At 51.8% G+C, this 19,594-nt stretch carries 15 protein-coding genes; 5 read left to right on the forward strand and 10 right to left on the reverse strand.

Annotated features, from left to right (window positions below):
• Positions 1-9: 9 nt before the first annotated feature.
• Positions 10-690, forward strand: coding sequence for a TIGR00266 family protein (locus ACO0LL_RS19510; RefSeq protein WP_422952480.1), 681 nt, complete (start codon positions 10-12; stop codon positions 688-690).
• 9 nt (positions 691-699) lie between these two features.
• Positions 700-1,812 carry a TIGR00266 family protein gene (locus ACO0LL_RS19515; RefSeq protein ID WP_422952481.1) on the forward strand — a complete coding sequence of 371 codons (1,113 nt, stop codon included), beginning with the start codon at positions 700-702 and terminating at the stop codon, positions 1,810-1,812.
• A 164-nt stretch (positions 1,813-1,976) separates the two neighbouring features.
• Here ACO0LL_RS19515 and ACO0LL_RS19520 read toward each other — a convergent pair whose 3' ends face one another.
• The gene (locus ACO0LL_RS19520) at positions 1,977-3,236 is read right to left on the reverse strand and encodes a flavin-dependent oxidoreductase (RefSeq protein ID WP_422952482.1); all 1,260 of its coding nucleotides are present in this window, start codon (positions 3,234-3,236) and stop codon (positions 1,977-1,979) included.
• A 197-nt stretch (positions 3,237-3,433) separates the two neighbouring features.
• On the opposite strand from ACO0LL_RS19520, the gene ACO0LL_RS19525 reads away from it, so the two are divergent.
• The gene (locus ACO0LL_RS19525; RefSeq protein WP_422952483.1) at positions 3,434-3,967 is read left to right on the forward strand and encodes a MarR family winged helix-turn-helix transcriptional regulator; all 534 of its coding nucleotides are present in this window, start codon (positions 3,434-3,436) and stop codon (positions 3,965-3,967) included.
• A 492-nt stretch (positions 3,968-4,459) separates the two neighbouring features.
• Positions 4,460-5,602 carry an ABC transporter substrate-binding protein gene (locus tag ACO0LL_RS19530; protein ID WP_422952484.1) on the forward strand — a complete coding sequence of 381 codons (1,143 nt, stop codon included), beginning with the start codon at positions 4,460-4,462 and terminating at the stop codon, positions 5,600-5,602.
• Positions 5,603-5,683: 81 nt separating this feature from the next.
• On the opposite strand, the gene ACO0LL_RS19535 is transcribed toward ACO0LL_RS19530, so the two are convergent.
• The 3 genes from ACO0LL_RS19535 to ACO0LL_RS19545 form a co-directional block, all read right to left on the reverse strand.
• The gene (locus ACO0LL_RS19535) at positions 5,684-7,096 is read right to left on the reverse strand and encodes a DASH family cryptochrome (RefSeq protein WP_422952485.1); all 1,413 of its coding nucleotides are present in this window, start codon (positions 7,094-7,096) and stop codon (positions 5,684-5,686) included.
• Between the two features lie 33 nt (positions 7,097-7,129).
• Positions 7,130-8,686, reverse strand: coding sequence for a deoxyribodipyrimidine photo-lyase/cryptochrome family protein (locus ACO0LL_RS19540; RefSeq protein WP_422952486.1), 1,557 nt, complete (start codon positions 8,684-8,686; stop codon positions 7,130-7,132).
• 64 nt (positions 8,687-8,750) lie between these two features.
• Entirely contained in the window at positions 8,751-9,305 is a 555-nt protein-coding gene (locus ACO0LL_RS19545; protein ID WP_422952487.1) for a lipocalin family protein, read from the reverse strand.
• Positions 9,306-9,853: 548 nt separating this feature from the next.
• Between ACO0LL_RS19545 and ACO0LL_RS19550 the strand changes: the two genes are divergently transcribed.
• A complete protein-coding gene (locus ACO0LL_RS19550; protein WP_422952504.1) occupies positions 9,854-10,084 on the forward strand; it encodes a hypothetical protein in 231 nt (76 codons plus the stop codon).
• A 54-nt stretch (positions 10,085-10,138) separates the two neighbouring features.
• On the opposite strand, the gene ACO0LL_RS19555 is transcribed toward ACO0LL_RS19550, so the two are convergent.
• From ACO0LL_RS19555 to ACO0LL_RS19580, 6 genes are all read right to left on the reverse strand, one after another.
• Entirely contained in the window at positions 10,139-10,933 is a 795-nt protein-coding gene (locus tag ACO0LL_RS19555) for a hypothetical protein (protein WP_422952488.1), read from the reverse strand.
• A 43-nt stretch (positions 10,934-10,976) separates the two neighbouring features.
• Positions 10,977-13,865, reverse strand: coding sequence for an FAD-dependent oxidoreductase (locus tag ACO0LL_RS19560; protein ID WP_422952489.1), 2,889 nt, complete (start codon positions 13,863-13,865; stop codon positions 10,977-10,979).
• A gap of 334 nt (positions 13,866-14,199) precedes the next feature.
• Positions 14,200-15,951 carry a methyl-accepting chemotaxis protein gene (locus ACO0LL_RS19565; protein ID WP_422952490.1) on the reverse strand — a complete coding sequence of 584 codons (1,752 nt, stop codon included), beginning with the start codon at positions 15,949-15,951 and terminating at the stop codon, positions 14,200-14,202.
• 69 nt (positions 15,952-16,020) lie between these two features.
• Entirely contained in the window at positions 16,021-17,736 is a 1,716-nt protein-coding gene (locus ACO0LL_RS19570) for a methyl-accepting chemotaxis protein (RefSeq protein WP_422952491.1), read from the reverse strand.
• Positions 17,737-17,952: 216 nt separating this feature from the next.
• On the reverse strand, positions 17,953-18,366 hold the full coding sequence (locus tag ACO0LL_RS19575; RefSeq protein WP_422952492.1) for a hypothetical protein: 414 nt from the start codon (positions 18,364-18,366) through the stop codon (positions 17,953-17,955).
• A gap of 11 nt (positions 18,367-18,377) precedes the next feature.
• Positions 18,378-19,571, reverse strand: a complete 1,194-nt coding sequence (locus ACO0LL_RS19580) for a hypothetical protein (protein WP_422952493.1) — start codon at positions 19,569-19,571, stop codon at positions 18,378-18,380.
• Positions 19,572-19,594: the final 23 nt, after the last annotated feature.

Raw genomic sequence — 19,594 nt, forward strand, 5'->3', positions numbered from 1 at the left:
GGACGCATCATGCACGTAGAATTAGTCAATCAGCCTGGCAATACCGCTGCCAAAGTCAGCCTGCGTCCTGGTGAAGTCTGCACTGCCGAATCTGGTGCTATGCTGGCCATGAGCAGCAATATGCAGATCACCACGACCACCCATAAAAAACAGGGTGGCTCATTACTGAAGGCAGCCAAGCGTTTGCTCGGCGGTGAATCATTATTCCTGAATCACTTTGAACCACAGAATACGCCAGGCGAAGTCTGGCTGGGTACTGATCTCGCCGGTGACATGCTGGTACTGCCATTAAACAACGACAACCTCATCGTGCAGGGTGGCTCTTTCCTGGCATGCGATGAAGGCATAGAAGTCGATCTGGGCTGGCAAGGCTTTAAATCCCTCTTGTCTGGCGAACGCATTTTCTGGCTCAAGCTCAAGGGCAAAGGTACGGCAGTGATCTCTTCATTTGGTGCCATTTACCCCATAGAAGTCGATGGCGATTACATCGTTGATACCGGCCACATCGTCGCCTTTAGCGAAACCCTGCAATTCTCTATCACCAAGGCTGGCAAGAGCTGGTTGCAATCCATGCTAGGTGGTGAAGGCCTGGTCTGTAAATTTTCTGGCCGGGGCACAGTCTGGTGCCAGTCACATAATGAAAACAGCTTTGGCAGCCTGCTAGGCCCTGAACTCAAAGCCCGTGGATAAGGACAAAAAATGAATAACACGATGATAGATATTGTCCTCACCGGTGAACTGGCTGAAGGCATCAGTTTTGAACAGGCTTGCGCTACAGTCGAAAAATTGTTCAAGCTCCCGGCAGAACAAGCCAGGCAATTGCTGGAAACTGCACCACGCGTCATCAAGCGTGGTCTTGATAGCGAGACTGCTGAAAAATACAAGCTGACCATAGAGAAAAATGGTTTGAAGGTACGCTTGCAAAGTGATGCAGATGTTGCGGTGAAAAGCGAAGTTGTTGCGCCTGATGTGGTAACAGAATCCGCAGCAGAATCCGCAGCGCCTGTACCCGCAACTGCAGTTGCGCCAGCAGTTGTGGTACAAGCCGCTGTAGAAACAGTACCTCCAGCGATAGTCAGACAAGAGGCTGCTATCAGCACTGCCACTACAGCGCTGGCTCCGGCGCAGCCAGTTGCAGCAACCGATTTCTCCGGCTTGAAATTCAGGATCGATGGCAGTCCTGATTTTGGCTTTGTCACCGTCCAGTTACCACCCGGACAAATGTTGAAAGTGGAAGCCAGCGCCATGGCCACCATGGACACCAATCTGGTCATGAAAACCAAGATGAAAGGCGGCATCTCGCGCATGCTGTCAGGTGAAAACCTTTTCCTTAATGAATTCACCGCTGAAAATGGCCCAGGCGAAATCGGTATCGCCCCGGCGACACCCGGCGACCTGATCCACCGCTACATGCGCGGCGAAACCCTGTATTTGCAAAGCGGTGCCTTTGTTGCCAGCACTCCCGGCATCAACATAGAAACCAAATGGCAGGGCTTTACCAAAGGCTTCTTTTCCGGCGAAAGCCTGTTCCTGATACGCGCCTCCGGCGAAGGTGATTTGTGGCTCAACAGCTATGGCGCCATCATAGAAATCGATGTCAAGGATGGCTACGTCGTTGATACCGGCAACATCGTCGCCTTCACCGAAGGCCTGGAATACAGCATCAGCAAAGTTGGCGGCTACAAATCTTTATTCTTCTCTGGCGAAGGCTTCGTCTGCCGCTTCAAGGGTGAAGGCAAGCTGTGGATACAGACACGCAGCGTCGGCGCATTTGCAGGTTGGGCTGGGCAGTATCGTCCGACTAAGGATTAAGCGAAGGCGAAATGTTGGACTCTCCCATTTTTTGAATTGTGGCGACGGTGCCATCCTTTGGATGGATGGTGGCAGGGTTTTGCAAAGCACGCTTTGTGAAACCCTGACATCCTCCCCTTGCAGGGTGGAGCAAAACTAATCCAGCTGCTATTTTTTCAAATGCATCAAGCAATCTTCACTGCTACACGCAAGGCATCTTTATCAAACCCTGCCAGCCGTTTATACCGCAAAGAAATTGCTTCAAGCTCTGACTGCGCAATCACTTCAGTCACGTCCGCAAAACCCTGGGGCGCGCGCTCCTCTGCCATCTGCATCACCTGCTCAGGCCCGTTCATGCGGTTACGCAATACTATGCCTGTCGTGCGCGGCAAACGTTCAGCTTCATACTCACGCAAGGCATACAAGATACTTGCTTCACCACGCAGGCAATCAGCCAGGCAGTCACTCAAATACCGCGCATCAAGTATTGCCTGCGCACTGCCGTTCGAGCCTATGGGGTACATGGGGTGGGCAGCATCACCCAGCAAACTCACACGCTCAAAAGTCCAGCGTGGCAAAGGGTCACGATCTACCAGTGGGAATTCATACACCACCTCTGCGGCCTCAATAACTGCAGGGATATCTATCCAGCCCCAGTTCCAGCTATCAAAGGGTCTGCTGAAGGTGGCTTTATCGACCTTGCGGTTCCAGTCCGAGGCAGGCAATTCGCCACCCGGCACCCGCAACTCGGCAATCCAGTTAATCAGCGAACGGCCTTGTTTGCGCAATGGTTCAGAGATAGGGTAGCAAACAAATTTCTGGTCCTGGTGCCCTGCCATGAACATGCTGCGTCCATCCATGTAAGGTGCAGCTTCTGTTACGCCACGCCACAACATGCGTCCAGAAAACCGCGGCTGGTCGCCCTGCGGGTACAAAAAGCGCCGTACTGCTGAATGTATGCCATCCGCACCTATCAGCAGATCAGACTCTACCGTCACCGCCGCTTTATCCGCCTGTCTGGTGAAAGTAGAAATCACCTTGTCTGCCACCTGCTCAAAAGACGTGAATGCATGGCCCTGATGGATACACCCAGCACCCAGGCGCTCGACTGCATTTTGCAGCAAAGTCATCTGTAATTCACCACGGTGTATAGAGTATTGCGGTGAGTCATAGCCAGCTGCACGGCCACGTGGCTCCTGCCAGATTTTTTGTCCCAATTTATTGAAGTAGGACAATGATGAAGTCTCTATACCCAGCTCAGCCAGGCAGCTTTCCAGCCCCAACTGGCACAATTGCTGGCTCGCATGTGGCAGCAAATTAATGCCCACACCCAGCGGCTTGATCTCATTGACTGCTTCATAGACTTCAACATCTATCCCGCGCTCATGCAACATCAAGGCAAGAGTCAGGCCACCTATCCCGGCACCAGCGATTACCACTTTCATGTCTTCCTCCAGCAAATTGATGATACTGCGCGTTTTTAAATACGGCTATATTGTTCTACTGTATAACAATTATTCCGGGTAACACAAGTCTTGTTGCAAATTTCCATTTGTCTGCTTCTGGCAATAAGGATTAGCTAATTTAGAATAGTTCAGCATGTACAATAATCAAAGAACAAGCTCACTCATATTGCCCGACCATGCCCAAACAAAAAACAGACAACTCCAAAGTACAAACCAGGGCCACAGCACCCAAGCGCCAGCCCAGCAAAGCGCAGCCGCCGACTTTCAACGCCCGTATAGAAGGCATAGACTATGGCATCCTTGATGAATTGACTGGCTACGCCGTCCGCCGCGCCCAGCTCTCCATCTATGCAGACTTCAGTGCCAGCCTCGGTGCGTATGACGTCACCCCCCAGCGCTTCTCCTCCCTGGTGATTGTCAGCAACAACCCAGGCATCTCACAAACCCGCCTCGCAGAAGTCATGGGCATCGCCCGCTCAGGCGTGGTGGCCATCATCGACAATTTTGAACAGGCAGGCCTGCTGGAACGCCAGGACTCCGGCGACCGCAGGGCCTATAACCTGCACCTGACCAAAGAAGGCCAGAAGCAATTAGAGAAATACAAGCAGGCCGTGAAAGAACACGATGACAGGGTCAGCCAGCACCTGAACGCGAAGGAAAGGCAGCAGTTGCGTGCCTTGCTGGGGAAGTTGTGTGTGGAGCCTGAGTGAGTGTTATGCAGGTGTGCTGGGCCTCGCCAGGCTGCATTTTGTAGATTGGGCTACGGGGTATCAGCCCAACATTTAGCCTTTGACTAACGAATATGCGATTTATAAGCACAGTGTTGGGCTGGTGAAGCGAAGCCCAACCTACGAGCTGGGCGCATAAATAATGTATGTGTTTGTTAAGGCCCAGTGTTGGGCTGATACCCCGTAGCCCAACCTGCGAGGCGAATGAGGCCCGGCCCAACCCACGAGGCGCGCATTCAAGGTTTCCTGTTTGAACGGCTACATCGCCATCAACACGCAATCCAAAAAATCCAAATCCTCACTTGCATCCCATCCAAAATATTATTATATTAAATAACTGTTATGCGACATAACAATATTGCGTCGCAATAAAAACAAAATTGCTAGCCCAACCAGCAAACAAGGTTCATAGAGAAAAGCAACAATACGCCACCCCATGCATCTGCAATACCAACAATAATTCAGGAGACCGCAATGCAAATCAAATTCAAACCCAGCTTATTGGCAATGCTGATAGCTGCCACCACAGGCATGGCCCACGCCGACATCACCATAGGTGTCAGCCTGCCGCTGACTGGCCCCGCATCTGGCCTGGGCATTCCCACCAAAAACGGCATTGCTCTGTGGCCAGAAACCATAGGTGGTGAAAAAGTAAAACTGATCATCCTCGACGATGCATCCGACACCACACAGTCCAGCAAGAACGCCCGCAGGCTCATCACCGACGACAAGGTCGATGTCATCGTCGGCTCCACCGCCACACCCGCCTCCGTTGCCCTGGCAGAAGTCGCGTCCGAACTCAAGACACCGCAAATCTCTACCTCCCCGGTTGAGGTCGCACCTGGCAAAGGCACCTGGACTTTCCGTGTCGCCCAATCGACTCCACTCATGGCCCATGCCGTGGCCGACCACATGAAAAAAACAGGCGTCAAAACCTATGCCTATCTCGGTTATTCTGATGCCTATGGTGAAACCTGGTTCAAAGCCATCACCGCTGCAGCCGCCAAAGACGGCTTGCAATCGGTCGCCACAGAACGCTTCAACCGCACCGACACCAGCGTAACCGCACAAACCCTGAAGATACTGGCCGCCAAGCCAGATGCGATACTCATAGGCGCATCCGGCAGCGGCGCAGCCATGCCGCACAAGGCTTTGATAGAACGCGGCTACAAAGGCAAAATCTACCAGACCCATGGCGCGGCCTCGCGTGACCTCATACGCCTCGGTGGCAAAGACGTAGAAGGTGCCTTCGTCGTCGCAGGCCTGGCCATCCTGCCCGAGCTGTTACCAGACAACCACCCGTCAAAACAACTGGCTACAGACTTCACCAACCGATATGAAAAACAATACGGCGAAGGCACCAGAAACCAGTTCGCCGCCCACGGCTACGACGCCTACCTGCTGTTGAACCGCGTCATCCCCCTGGCCCTGAAAAAAGCCAAGCCCGGCACGCCAGAATTCCGCACAGCTTTGAAAGACGCGATGGAATCCGAGATAGATATCCCTATCACCCAGGGTGTCTTGCATTACACCGCGAATGACCATTTCGGTCTGGAAGAAAAGGCGAGGGTGATGTTGACGATACAAGGTGGAAACTGGAAAGCCGTAGGCCCTTGATATCCAGGGCGAAACCTGGAGCGAGGCCCTGATGTCTTAGCAAGCGCCGCCTGATGCGGCTCTTGCTTTTTTAATTCCTGATTAATCGTTTGCCGCGTTGCCAGGTTTAGCCCATAGTCGTCGATATGATCCATCGGGATCATGGTCATGGACTTGCTTTTGAATATTGAAACGCCTGCCATTGCGCGGGTCTGTGCCACGCCCTGCGATATACAACCAGTTACCTTGATTGCTATACACGTCATAATCAATGAGTTGTGCTTCAAACCATGCTGCGCCAGCCCGCCAGTCGCAAGCCAGCTCATGAATAAGATAGCTGGCAACCACCTGACGCATGCGGTTCGATAAATAGCCTGTTGCGGCAAGCTCTGCCATCGCCGCATCAATAAATGGATCGCCTGTCCGGGCCAGACACCAGTTGGTGAATTTTTCTGCGTCATGTACTGGTGCAGGAAAATCGCTCAGGCCCTTGGCAAAATATAAGCGGTGTCCGTATTTCAGATGCAGCAAGCGAAAATAATCACGCCACAATAATTCAAACCAGATCCAGTAACTGCCTTCATTTGCACCATGTTCCGCTTCAAATTTTTTCAGCGCACTAAAAATCTGGCGTGCTGAGATAGCCCCAGAGGCCAGCCACGGAGAGAATTTTGTCGAATAATCCAGCCCAGACAACTGATTGCGGGTTTGCTTGTAGCTGTGCGGCAGCTTACGCTTGAAATAGTCTTCTACATGCGCGCAAGCTGCAGTTGAAGCACCAGAAAATTCAGGTAAAAAGTACGGAAACGATGAGCGCTGATCAGCCTGTAATGTTGAAGCTCCAGCACTTTCCTGAGCCTTTGCCATTGTAATATCAGCGTGTGAGTCAATCCCCCACTTCTTTAAAATCTGGCTAAAATTGTCTGGCAGAGCTGGCAAGTACTGTGGTGCTGGCAGCGGCGCAGGCGGCTGCAAGTCACTGCCTTCGATGAGAGTACGAAACTGCGTAAATACATCAGGCAGCGCATCTGGCTTGAACGACAAATGCACTGGATCATACAAGGTGGATTGCCAGTGTGTATGCACAGTCAAACCTGCAGCAGCTAATGCCAGGATATCGTCTTGCTCATAAGGTGCAGCAATCTCTTCACAGTAAACCACCTTGCTATCTAGTTCACTTGCGAGCAGCGGCAGAAATTCCACGGCACTCATGTTAACCTCCAGTAGCTGGCTGCCCATTGCGTTTAACTGATCGCTTAAATCAGCTAAAGCAGATGCCACAAAGCGCTGGCGATGCAACCCAGAGTGAGGCAAGTTCCAGCGCTGTGGATGCAAAGTGGAGAGTGAATGACAATAGACAAATACCAGGCTTTCCACATGCTGGCAGGCATGAACCAAAGCACGGTTATCTGCCAAACGCAGGTCATTGCGAAACCAATAAATCACAGTGCCTTGCGTGTTGGAAGGGCTGCCTTCTTGAGATTGCTCTGAAAAAAAATATGAACTATCACTCATCGCCATCCCTATTCTTTAACCTTTTTTTTCATCTCACCAGTCCAGTTCCAATTGCACGCTGACAGGCTGTTTGCTGGATGCAGTCTGCTGGCGCATCTTGCCGGGAGTCTTTTTGCGCGAACCATGTTTTTCTATGACGGCTAATTTGGGAGCCTGCATGTGAGGCTGCTTGCGCAAATCAAACAGCCGGGTCTTGGCAATGCGCGTCGCCTGTTCCAGATCGACAACAGGCTCAGGGATATCGACACCCACTTTGACACCACAAGTTGCCTGCACATCTGGTGGCATGCGCCAAGGTTCAAATAACCATGTGTCAGGTACGCGCCGCATCGCAGGCAGCCAGCGCCGCACGAAATGGCCATGGGGATCATGGTCACTGGCCTGCTTGATGGGATTATAAATACGCGGCACATTCGTCCCCGTAGTGCCTGATTGCATCTGCATCTGGCTCCAGTGTATGCCTGGTTCATAATCCAGAAACTGACGCGCAAGCCAGTGCCCCACTGGCCGCCAGTCAAGCCACAAAGGATAGGCTGCGACAGAAACCAGCATGGCGCGCATTCTAAAATTGAGCCAGCCAGTTTGCCGCAACATGGTCACACATGCATCTACCAGCGGCCAGCCAGTGCGTGCAGAAACGAGTGCGTCAAAATGCGCCTGATTGAATTCCTGCTCACGCAGCCCGTCATAACCACGATGCATATTGCGGTATTCAATTTCTGGCTCACTCTCCAGTTTTTGAATAAAGTGGCAATGCCAGTACAAGCGACTGATAAAGGCTTCAAGCCCTTTCTTGTGACGCTCAGCCGTGGCTGGCAAGCTGGCGATGTGGTCGCGTGTGACGTGCACGACTTCCCGCAAACTAAGACAGCCAAATGCCAGATACGGCGACAGACGCGAACAAGCTGTGGGTGCCGACAAGGGCGATGAAATCCCGCCCCGGTATTGATGACTGCGCTCATGCAAAAAGCTATTCAGTATCATCAAGCCATTCTGCCTGCCACCACGCTGACGCTCAGGCGGATCATAAGGGTCCAGGTGCAACTCCTGTACTGAAGGCGGCAATCGGGGGAGTGTAATTGCAGGCGTCATTGGTGCAAAACTGGCGGTGCTCAAGGGCGGCAGCGCTACACAGGGCAAGTCATTATGTGCATCCCAACTGGCCTGCCAGTCATCCCTGCTCTGCAAGCGACGCACCACACCAAACTGGGCAAACTCATGCCATTCCACTTGTTGCGTGCGGCACCAGCGCGCCAGCGCCTTATCACGCTGGTAGGTGAAATTGTTACCCGTTTCTTCGTGTGAATAAATAGCCGAGAATGGCTGGTGTGCAAAAATGTGCGCAAAGACCTCAGTGACTTCACCCGTCAGTATATGCAGTTGGCCGCCACTTTTTCGCAACACAAGATAAAGCTCGCGCAGGCTTTCGAGCAAGAACTGGTAATGCTGGTTCGCCGCATCAGCCTGCGCCCACAAGGACGGCTCGACCACGTACAAGCACAGCACTGGCCCTTTGCTGGTTGCTGTATGTAGCGCAAGATGATCATGCAAACGCAGGTCGCGTTTGAACCAAACGATGCTATATGTCATGCGGGCATTATATCAACGCCTGTTTATTTTATCCGGCATGCGCAAAAACTGGGATGCAAGCCTGCTACTCCTGTTTAGTGAGCACGAGCTTGCTTACATCAAAGCCTTGAGCCACCAGCCGTGCGACCAGGGCATCGTACTTTTCCTTATCAACTTTTTTCGTGCGGGACAATATCCACAAGAACTCGCGCTTGGCTTCGCTGACGGCAACCAACTGATAATCCTTGTCCAGATCTATGACCCAATAATCGCCCCACACCATAGGCAGAAAAGACAAAAACGCCGGGGCAAAGCGCACTTTTAATTTCGGCGAACTTGAATTGCCCACCTGCCTGGCCTCGCCTATAGCCTCAATGACTTCACCACCACTGCCCTGGCAACGGTTGGTGACCTGTACCTTGTCGTCCGGTAATGCAGAATACGTCGCCGAGGTGAAGCCCGTACACTTCTTCTGGAATCGATTTTCAAACTTTGCTATTTCATACCAGGTACCCATGTAGCGCGGCACATCCAGTGCGGCTATCGTCACAACCGGCTTGGCAGCGGCTTGCGGTGTATCGGCAGCATTCGCGTTCAGGCTTAATGCAAACAGTACCGCGCAGATGATTCTCTTCTTCATTAATTACTCCAAATGATTTCCTAGCAATTGCAGCTCAGTCACGGCGGTGTGGCTACAACTGAAGCGCAATATGCTGGCGATGCTTGCCGGACTTACCAATATACAGCTAATTTGTAAGACGCTCACAGACCTTGGGCAAACTCGGGTATTTACCAGCGATCATCTGTCATGATCTACCCTGTCTCATGCAACTGTATGTGCTGGTTGGCACCACTCTGGAATTCATATACCACTACAGTGATGGCGCCACTCCAATATGCAAACTCGGCAACCAGATTGGCAAATTTTCATATTGCATGTTTTTCAACTGAGACATTTTGTCCTCATGCAGGGAAACTGCTTTGAGGTAGTATGCATCAGGGCGCACAGCAACACCATTGTTGCGTGACAGTTGTGGACGCCTGCTCATTTCTCATCTGCATTCAGCAAATCACTATGCTGGATGCTTGAGGGGGATGGTTGAAAAAAACGAAGCTGCTGGAGCGACGTTTTACGGTAGTGCTGTCCACACGATAGTTAGTGCCATTAACAACCTGGAAATACTCAAAATGATGGATTGGATCCCCATAGTCCTGGTGACATTCAAGCTTCTGGTACTCGCCATAGGCATGTTCTTCGCCATCAAGTGGCATTATGATCAAGGGAAGAAGATGGCGACGAATACGGTACTACGTGCGGGCGGCAAGGTGGCCGCAATCTTCATGCTATCGCTCCTGGGTCTGGGGCTCTTCACCCTCGTTCTTGCCAGGACGTTCGGTTTGGACTTGAGCTTTCCATGATGGAAAGAATAGTCGGCTGATATCCAGTGATGCGGCAGCAATTTTCCGATGCGGCTATGGGGCAATGTAGGCAGGCGAGTCGCCTATATTTTTACTATTAAATGGAGCGTCCCAAATTTTTCCCCCAACTCGTGGTTGAAACAAAGTGGGTGCTGCTTCTTTGCTCTCTATATGCGTCAATTTTTTGTAAAAATTACCTGATTTCATATTGCGGATACTTCCAAATATTTGAACTTTCAATGCCGGTGAATACCAGCTTTCCGTGACGAATTCAAACACTAACTGATGATTTTCCGGGTCCCGTACCGTAAGCTGCACGGATTCGCCATCTGCGCTGATTCCATCGAATTGGCGAGTACCTAGTGAGCGGCACAAAAATTGTGCTTCTGGAGGCAATTTTGCTTCTGAGATTGGTGTTTTTGTATCCGTAGACTTGACTTTTAAAGACATGATAAATCCAGTTTGACCGAGCCCATCAAGGGAATAACGTGACCCTGCGATCGGATCAAGTAGATTGACGTGCTTTACACTACCGTTAGCGTCAAGTGTTTCTTCGCGTATCCGCCCCATGCTATCACGGTAAATTTTGCTTACATACTCAGGTTCTGGCTGCAGCTTGTTGTCCACCAAATTTTCATTTCTATGATGGGCCTCTGCAATAAAAGGAACGCCGCTCTCAAAAGGAATATCTATAAATCCAGATCGTCCACGTTGAAACGCCTCAAGCGTACAAGGAATTATTCTATCAGGTAGTGTCGTGACATCATTGGCGATGCAAAGCTTGTGCAAAGCGAGCAAAAAAAATGGCAATGTATTTCTTATGGCATTTGTCAAAGTGTTTGCTTTCATATTTTTTTCAAAAAAGTCTCATTTACTTATTGATTGCTGATGGCTACCTCAACCGCCTGATCGAAGCCCGCGCCAACTCAATCAAAGTCACCTTCGCCGCAGAATGCCTTACGGGCAGCAAAGCCTCTACCCCCATCGCAATCTGTCTTGCTGCCTCAGCTCGTGTAGCTTCCAGCGCCTCATTGGCGACCAGCCATGCACTTACTTCGGCAGCATCAGCAAAACCATTCGCTGCCAGCACATCAAAACCTTGCGGGTCGCGCTGGCGTGCCAGTAGCAAGGGGTAGGTCAGCAGGCCGGTGCTGAGGTCGGTGTAGCGGGTTTTGCCGGTGTCATTGGTGTCAGGGGCGAGGTCGATGATGTCGTCGATGAGCTGGAAGGCAAGGCCCATGTGGCGGCCGAAATTGGCGGTGGCTGTGACTGTGGCGGCGTTGCAGCCGCCTACGGTGGCACCGGCGCGGCAGGACCAGGCGAACAGGCCGGCGGTTTTACCGTCGATGATGCGCAGGTAATCTTGTTCACAGGCTTCCAGGTTGCGGCGGCCTGATAGCTGGTCGGATTCGGCGGCGATCATGGATTCTATGACTTCAAACAAGTCGTCTGCGAGGCCGTTATAACCTATGCGGTACAGTGAGCGCACGGCGCGTGAGACCAGCAGGTTGCCAGCCAGCACACCGGCACCGACGCCATATTTTTTCCATGCAGTGGGGTGGCCGCGGCGTTGGTCTGCTTCATCGATGATGTCATCGTGCAGCAGGGTGGCGGCGTGTATCGATTCTGTGATGATGGCGACCTGTACCGCTTCTTCTGACAAGAAGCGCCGCATGAGCATGGAGCACAGCAGGGCGCAGCTTGCGCGCAGGCGTTTGCCGGACTGGAATAGCGAATCTGCCAGTACGCCATCGATAAGATGGCGCTGGTGGCTGGCGCCGTATTCTCTGAAGTGCTTATCGGTCTGGTCTAGTGCGCTGATCAAGCGTGCGCGTAATTTATCGAGGTCGTCTGCCAGCGCCTTGTCATTGATGGAGCCGACTACATCGTTGATGAGATTGTTGACGCCGGATGTATTAGTCAGTGTTTCTGCTGTGCCTGATTTCGAGTCAGGTGTAGTGCTTGCCCATTTGGATACCGGTGCCACGCCCCTGCTAAGATTGTTGATAAAGCGCATGGCCCTGGATTCAAATTCAGGCAGGCGCTGGTCCCAGCCGAGTTGGCGCACGATATCACCCGCCTTGACAGAATATTCGGCAACACGGCTGGTCATGCCACCCAGCCAGGCGATGGTTTCGCCAGAGAATACTGGCACCAGGTCCAGCAGGTGCGGCAAACCTGCTTCAAAGCGCAGCTTGTCTATGACCTTCAGTGGTGTCAGCGCCGTCGGTTCTTCCAGCGGGAATAGCTGGCAGCGTGCGGCACTGGAACCCGTCAGATCAAGTATGCGGTTGACGACAAGGCGCGCAGATTCATTCGCGCTTTCCATGGTCGCGACATCGGTGGTGGTACGCACAAAATCGCCAGCGACAAACAGGTTGCTGATGCCTATATCCACCTCAGGCCGTGCTGCCCATGAACCGGCTGTATTGACGAACAGCGGCGCATCGTTTTCCATGCCATGTTCTGTCCAGCGCAATGATGGATCTATCGAGCAGGCGATCACGCCAGCAGCTTCCAGCTCTGCCCGGTCTGCCGGTGCAAGGTGGGCCAGAATTTGTTGCCAGACTTCTTCCTGTATTTCTGCGGGCGTGCAATCCTTTGCGGGTTTGCGTATGTAATCACCAGGTGCATCAAAATCAGAGATGCAAACACTGAGTATGCCGCGCACTGTGCCATCGCCATATTGCTTAAGCCCGCGTGGCCAGAAGCGTTGTTGGCATAGCGAAGTCAATGCCCATGGCGCATCCAGAAATATGGTGTGTCCGTGATTCAGCTCTATGTCCTGGCCCAGATAAAACAGGATGCCGTTCATCCATTCGGTCTTGAGTTCGTCCAGCCTGGCGAGACTCGGTGCTCTCGCCAGCATGTCTTCATTGCTGATGGCTTGCAGGGCCTCCAGCGGCAGCGCCAAAATGAACTGGTCGGCTGCCAGTTCAGTACCATCACTGAGTTGCAGCGCACTTACAGATTCACCCTCCCACAGTACATTTTCTACCGACACCCCTTGGATAAATTCCACGCCCAGATGTTGCATGTGAGTGACCCATGGTGCTATCCATACTTCACTGGTCGGGCCATTCAGTACGCGGTCGGCACAACTGCGGTAGATATCGCTGAGCAGCTGTATGCCCACGACCACGTTGGAGCGTGCACTCATGTCTGCCGCGCGGCATGCCACCAGGGTGCGGGTCACTGCATTGATGACATATTTCTGATAAGCCTCAGAGCGTGAAGGTGCCTGGAAATAATCCCAGGCTGAGATATTTTCAAATTCGCCAAAACGCCGCTCGTCTGAACTGGTCAGCATGGTGAACACGCAGCGCACATAGTGCAGCATGTCTTCACGCGGTACATCGACACCGCTACCGACAAAAAGATCGTACAGAAAAGACAGCAGCGAGGCCGCATCACGTGATGATGAACGCAACTGGTTGGGCACTTCCCAGCGTCCTTTCTTCGACAAGGCCAGTGTGCGCGAAGTATGCGCGAGGTTGTCTGCCACGCTGCCATAAGAGCCATCTGCCAGTACGCAGGGTATGCGCGCCATGGTGTCAGGGATATGCCGGTAAAAGCCGGGGAAGAAGCGAAAGCCATGTTCACCCGGCAGCTCTTGCTGACCAGTAGCGGCTGAACCCTCCACTGGAATACTGCGCGACTTGCCACCCGGCGCAGCCAGCGCTTCTACCACCGTCACCAGATAACCCCGCTCGGCCAGCTCATGCGCTGCCGTCAAACCTGCTATACCTGCGCCTGCAATCAATACTCTAGTCTGCTTCAACGAGCTGTCTCCCGGGATAAGGTCGCGGAGATAAGCCTGTCCGCCATTCAGTGGTTAATTATTAATTGGGTAATTATTCAGCAGGTATTATGCTGGCAGTCTGTTGGTCTTGGGCAAGCTAACTGCGGACGGGATAGCATTTGTATAAAAAAACAGACATTCCGGCGTGGTAAGGCGGGTATTTGTGATATCAGCAGGCAGACAATTACCGGCAGGTTTATTCCTGCTAGCCCAGGTCTTGAATTGAGTCTTTAAAAAAATAAACTGAACTCCAAAATCTGGTGCTCCAATTTTGGGTTCAGTTCAAGTTTGCTGAGGAATTTTTATTGAAGGCTTAAAACTCTTCCCAGTCATCGGTCGCTGTGGCCACGGGTTCTTTTCTGGGGGTTGCTGGTTTTGTGGTTTTGGCGGCAGACTTATTGACAGACTTAGCTACAGGTCTAGCTGCGGGTGTGGACAGCCTGCGTACCAGCGGTTTTTCAGAAACGCTGGCGACTGCGACCGGTTTTGAAGCAGGTTTGGACGTAATGACGTGGCTCTGGTCAAGTTTAAAGACGCTGACTATGCGGCTCAGGTTTTCGGCCTGGTCTTGCAAGGCACCTGCAGCGGCTGCGGCCTGTTCTACCAGGGCAGCATTTTGCTGGGTCATTTCATCCATCTGGGTAACGGCAACATTGATCTGTTCTATACCGGCACTTTGTTCGGTGCCCGCTGCGGTAATTTCACTGATGATGTCGCTGACGCGTTTGACACTATCGACGACTTCTTTCATGGTTTCACCGGCCTGATCCACCAGGCGGGTACCTTGGCCGACTTTATCGACAGAATCGTTGATGAGTTCCTTGATCTCTTTGGCGGCACTGGCCGAGCGTTGCGCGAGGTTGCGCACTTCTGATGCCACCACGGCAAAGCCGCGTCCTTGTTCACCGGCACGAGCCGCTTCTACCGCTGCGTTCAAGGCGAGGATATTGGTCTGGAAGGCGATACCATCGATGACTGCAATAATATCGACGATTTTTTTCGAGGATTCATTGATGGAACCCATGGTATCAACGACCTGAGATACTACATCGCCACCTTTTTGCGCCACTGCAGATGCAGAATGGGACAACTGATTGGCCTGGCGTGCGTTGTCGCTATTGTGTTTGATGGTAGAGGTAATCTCTTCCATGGAAGAGGCGGTTTCTTCGAGTGAGCTGGCCTGGTTTTCAGTGCGGTTGGACAAGTCCATATTGCCTTCGGCAATTTCTTTCGTCGCCGAAGCAATTTCATCGGTGCCCTGACGTACTTCACTGACCACCTTCAGCAGGCTCTGGTTCATTTCTTTTAGAGCTTGCAATAACAGACCGGTTTCATCAATGGTGTGCGATTCGATATGGCTGGTCAGGTCACCGGCAGCCACGGTCTGGGCGACCCTGACCGCATCTTGCAATGGGCGTGATACTATGCGCGCAATCGCGACCGCAAGCAAAATGCCAAGGGCGATACTGCTGACCAGGACGATGATAATCAAAGTGCGCGAAGACTCATAAGACTCAGCACCACGCTTGTAGGCATCAACACCACCCTCGACATTGGTCTTGACCATTTTATCGACGAGAGCACGTACTTTGGTATTGAGCTTGGAAGAGTCGCCACGCATCAAGGCCATGGCGTCCTTGCTGTTACCCTCTTTTGCCAATGCCGCTATCTTGTCCGAGATTTGCAAATACTCGGTCATTGACTTGCTGTATTCGTCAAACTGCTTTTTTTCATCAGGATCAGAAATCAAGCGTGCATACTCGGTTTCATTCTCTTTGAGGCCGCTGACGGCTTCTTTAGTACGGCCTATGTATTTCTCGACCTCTTCAGCATTTTCAGCGGAAACCAGTTGTGCTTCCTGTGAGCGTATGCGCGATACTCTTTCCTTGATACCCATGGCGGCGTTCACGCTGGGCATCCAGTTGGTGCCCAGTTCATAGGCGTTCTGGTTCACCTTGGCCAGCATGGTAATCGAAAATATGCCAAGAAATATCGTCAACAGCAACAGCAAGCCAAAACCCACAAACAGCTTGGCTGAGATTCTCAGGTTATAAAAAGTCTTCATCACAACTCCCGGTAAAAGGGACGACAATACGTCGAAAAAAAGCCAGTAATACGGGCCGGGTCAGACATCTCAGAATTCTTCCCAGTCTTGCTCTGTTTTAGCTGGTTCACGCTTATTTGTTACCGCTTTTGCTGGTGGCAGCTTGCGTGTATTCGTTGCTGGTTTAGCGGCTTGTGCAGATATTCTGGCGGCGGGCCTGGCTACCTGACTTTGAAAACCTGCAGCAGGCTGCACATTGTGGAGTTTGAATACCGCAACAACACGACTCAGGTTTGCTGCCTGTTCTTGCAAGGCCCCTGCTGCTGCGGCCGCTTCTTCCACCAGCGCGGCGTTCTGCTGGGTGACCTGGTCCATTTGTATGATGGCGGTATTGATCTGGTCTATGCCTGAGCTTTGTTCGGCACCGGCTGCCGTGATTTCGCTGATGATGTCACTGACACGCTTGACGCTATCGACGACTTCTTTCATGGTGATACCTGCTTCATCGACCAGGCGTGTACCCAGATCGACTTTTTCAACCGAGTCATTGATGAGCGTCTTGATTTCTTTGGCTGCGCTGGCAGAGCGCTGTGCGAGATTGCGCACTTCTGATGCGACCACGGCAAAGCCGCGCCCTTGTTCGCCAGCCCGTGCGGCCTCTACTGCAGCGTTCAGCGCCAGGATATTGGTCTGAAAGGCAATGCCGTCAATAACGGCAATGATATCGACAATCTTTTTGGACGATGCACTGATGGAACCCATGGTATCCACCACTTGAGACACCACGCTGCCACCTTTTTGCGCCACCGCAGAAGCTGAATGAGACAACTGATTGGCCTGGCGTGCATTATCACTATTATGCTTGACGGTAGAAGTCAGCTCTTCCATGGAAGATGCCGTTTCTTCGAGTGAACCCGCCTGGCTTTCAGTGCGTGCTGACAAATCCATGTTGCCATTGGCGATTTCTGTCGAGGCTGTTGCGATGAGGTCAGTACCTGTGCGCACCTCACCAACAACAGATAACAGGCTGGCATTCATCTCTTTCAGGGCTTGCAGGAGTTCGCCGGTCTCATCCCTTGTAGTGACCTGAATATCACTGGTCAGGTCACCTGAAGCCACGGTCTTGGCGACTTTGACAGCTTCTTGCAGGGGGCCAGCCACGACTCGGGCTATCCAGTAAGCCAGCAGCATTCCCAATGCAATGGTGGCGACGATAAGGCCAAGTATCAGATTCCTGGAGTTCGCATAAATCTGTTCACCCGAGTGGTATTCGGCGATACCGCCATCGGCATTCACCTGCACTATTTTGTCGATAATTGCCAGCATGTCCGCATTCAGTTTGGATGATTCGCCGCGCAAGGTCGTGCGCGCTTCTTCCATATTGCCGGCGTTGGCCTGAGCGGACATTTTTTTTGTCTCGGCTGCATAGCGCTCCCATAGGGCGAGATATTCGGCAAAGAACTTTTTTTCTGACTCCGTGCTGATCAGTTTTGCATAGTCCGATTCATACTTCTTGAGTTCTGCAACATAATCAGTCCTGCGCTTTTCGTATTTTTTCAGGTTGGCTTCATCACCTGCTGACAGCACGATTTGCATTTCCTGGGTACGCAGTCGTGAGATTCTTTCCTTGATACCCATGGCGGCATTGACGCTGGGCATCCAGTTGGTGCCCAATTCCAGTGCAGTGGCATTTACCCGCGACAATTGAAAGACTGAAAAGCCACCAAGAAAAACGGTGAGTATCAGCAGCAACATGAAGCCAACAAACAGCTTGGCAGAAATCCTCAGGTCATAAAACAATTTCATGGTGAGTCCTTTATTAGAAAAGAACAACAAAATTGCGAAGGTCAGGAAGTCGGGAACAGAGGTGGGGGGATATTATGACTATATATCTAGTTGTAGAAGGAAGTGTTGCGGAATGCAAATTTCTGAATGGTAATTTGTAGCGTCAATGTAAAAAAAAGACGAAAAAAAAGAAAGCTGACCAGCAGCTTTCTTTTTGACAATTAACCGACTGATTGGTCAGGGCAAGAAAGTCACGACCTTGACCGTCGCATCCACCGCTGATTTTTCTATATAGCCTATGCCGGTAGGATTGGCAGCCACAGCTTTTTTCACTTCTGCACTACTGTGCAATTCCTTCGGTGCCGTACCTTTGCCGGTAAACACCAGCTTGGACCAGATTGTCTTTACTTCAGACAAATCCTTGTCTGCCACTTTCTTGTAGAACTCGGCACGTAGTGGTGAATTATCCGGCAAATCCACCGGGGTAAACATCGGTGATTTACCGAGGAAGAATTGCGAAGCCTGGGTAGCCGTCATGGCCGTTGCCGGGTTGGCAGTATTCACTATCACGACCAGTTCGGCGGCTTGCACCATTGCAGTGCCAGTCATGACAGTGGCGGCGAACAATAAATGTGTCAATAGCTTATTCATCACGCCTCCCATCAAAATACAAAATCAACTGCTGCTGCAAACACGGTCACAGGACCTTTGAAACCCGGCTTGGCATTGATGAATACGCCTGGGCCATTGTCGGGTGACATCCTGTCGAGCTGCAACTTCAAAGCGGCAGATTTATGAAAATCCCAGCGCACACCTATGCTGTTGCTGCTTTGTATTGGTGAGGCAGTTGCCAGTGAGTTTGCACCGAGGGTATACGGCAGCAGCGGGCCAGCAGTTGGCAAACCTGCGACAGTGCGTGGGCTGTCCTGAGTCGCTGATGCATGGACCACATACGGCAAGAAACTGCCCATGCGGTAACCAAACATGGTGTACCAGGAGGTGGTGTCTGCAATAGACAGGCTGGCAGATTTACGCTTGCCATATTCTGCCTGCACTACCATGCTCTTCCAATCCACACCGAGACCGACGGAAGTGAAAGAAGCCTTGGTGTCATTTACCGCGATGGCATTTGCAGCAGAGGCAAAACCAAACTTCGTCAGGCCAGAAACCAGGGTGTTGAGGTTAGTGGAATTATCGACAGTGACATTTGCATCGACACGGCCAAAACGCAAAGTGAAAGGGCCATTTTCAGCGACGATATTGATGCTCGATACCTTTTTGAATTTCGCTGTAAAGCCACCGCGGTTGTCCGAGTCAGTCACACCATAAGCAACTTGTGCAGTCACGGCAGTATCACCCAGATTGGTCTGGTACAGCACGTCGGCACCATCCAGGCTTTCCAGCGTGACCTGGGTGTACATTTCTACCGGTGGGCGCAACATGGTGTTGGCATAGCCAACATTGCGGTAATCAGAAATCATATACACAGGCAAACCGACGCGGCCCACGCGTATGTTCAGGTTGTCAGATACCTTGGCTTTGGCAAAGGCCCAGGCCAATTCTGCACCAAAATTGTCCGTGACGTTTTTACGCACCAGACCCTGGCCCGTAAAAGACAGCCAGTCATTCATTTTTGCGGTGACTTGCAAACCAAGATTGGAATCCACGCCGGTTTTTGCGCTGCTGGTGACGCCTGCCAATTGATTTGGACGGGCAAATTCTGCGTCAGAAGTATTGCTGCGTGTCAGTGCGGCAGTGCCAAATCCGCTGATGGTGATGTTGGATGTATCCTCAGCCCAAGCGGCTGATACTGCGGATGTCATCGCTAATAGAGTAATAAAAGGCTTCAATTTCATGCTATCTCCTTGAAAGTTTCTTC

It is taken from the genome of Undibacterium sp. TC4M20W (genome assembly GCF_049340245.1).
Classification (GTDB): Bacteria; Pseudomonadota; Gammaproteobacteria; order Burkholderiales; family Burkholderiaceae_D; genus Undibacterium.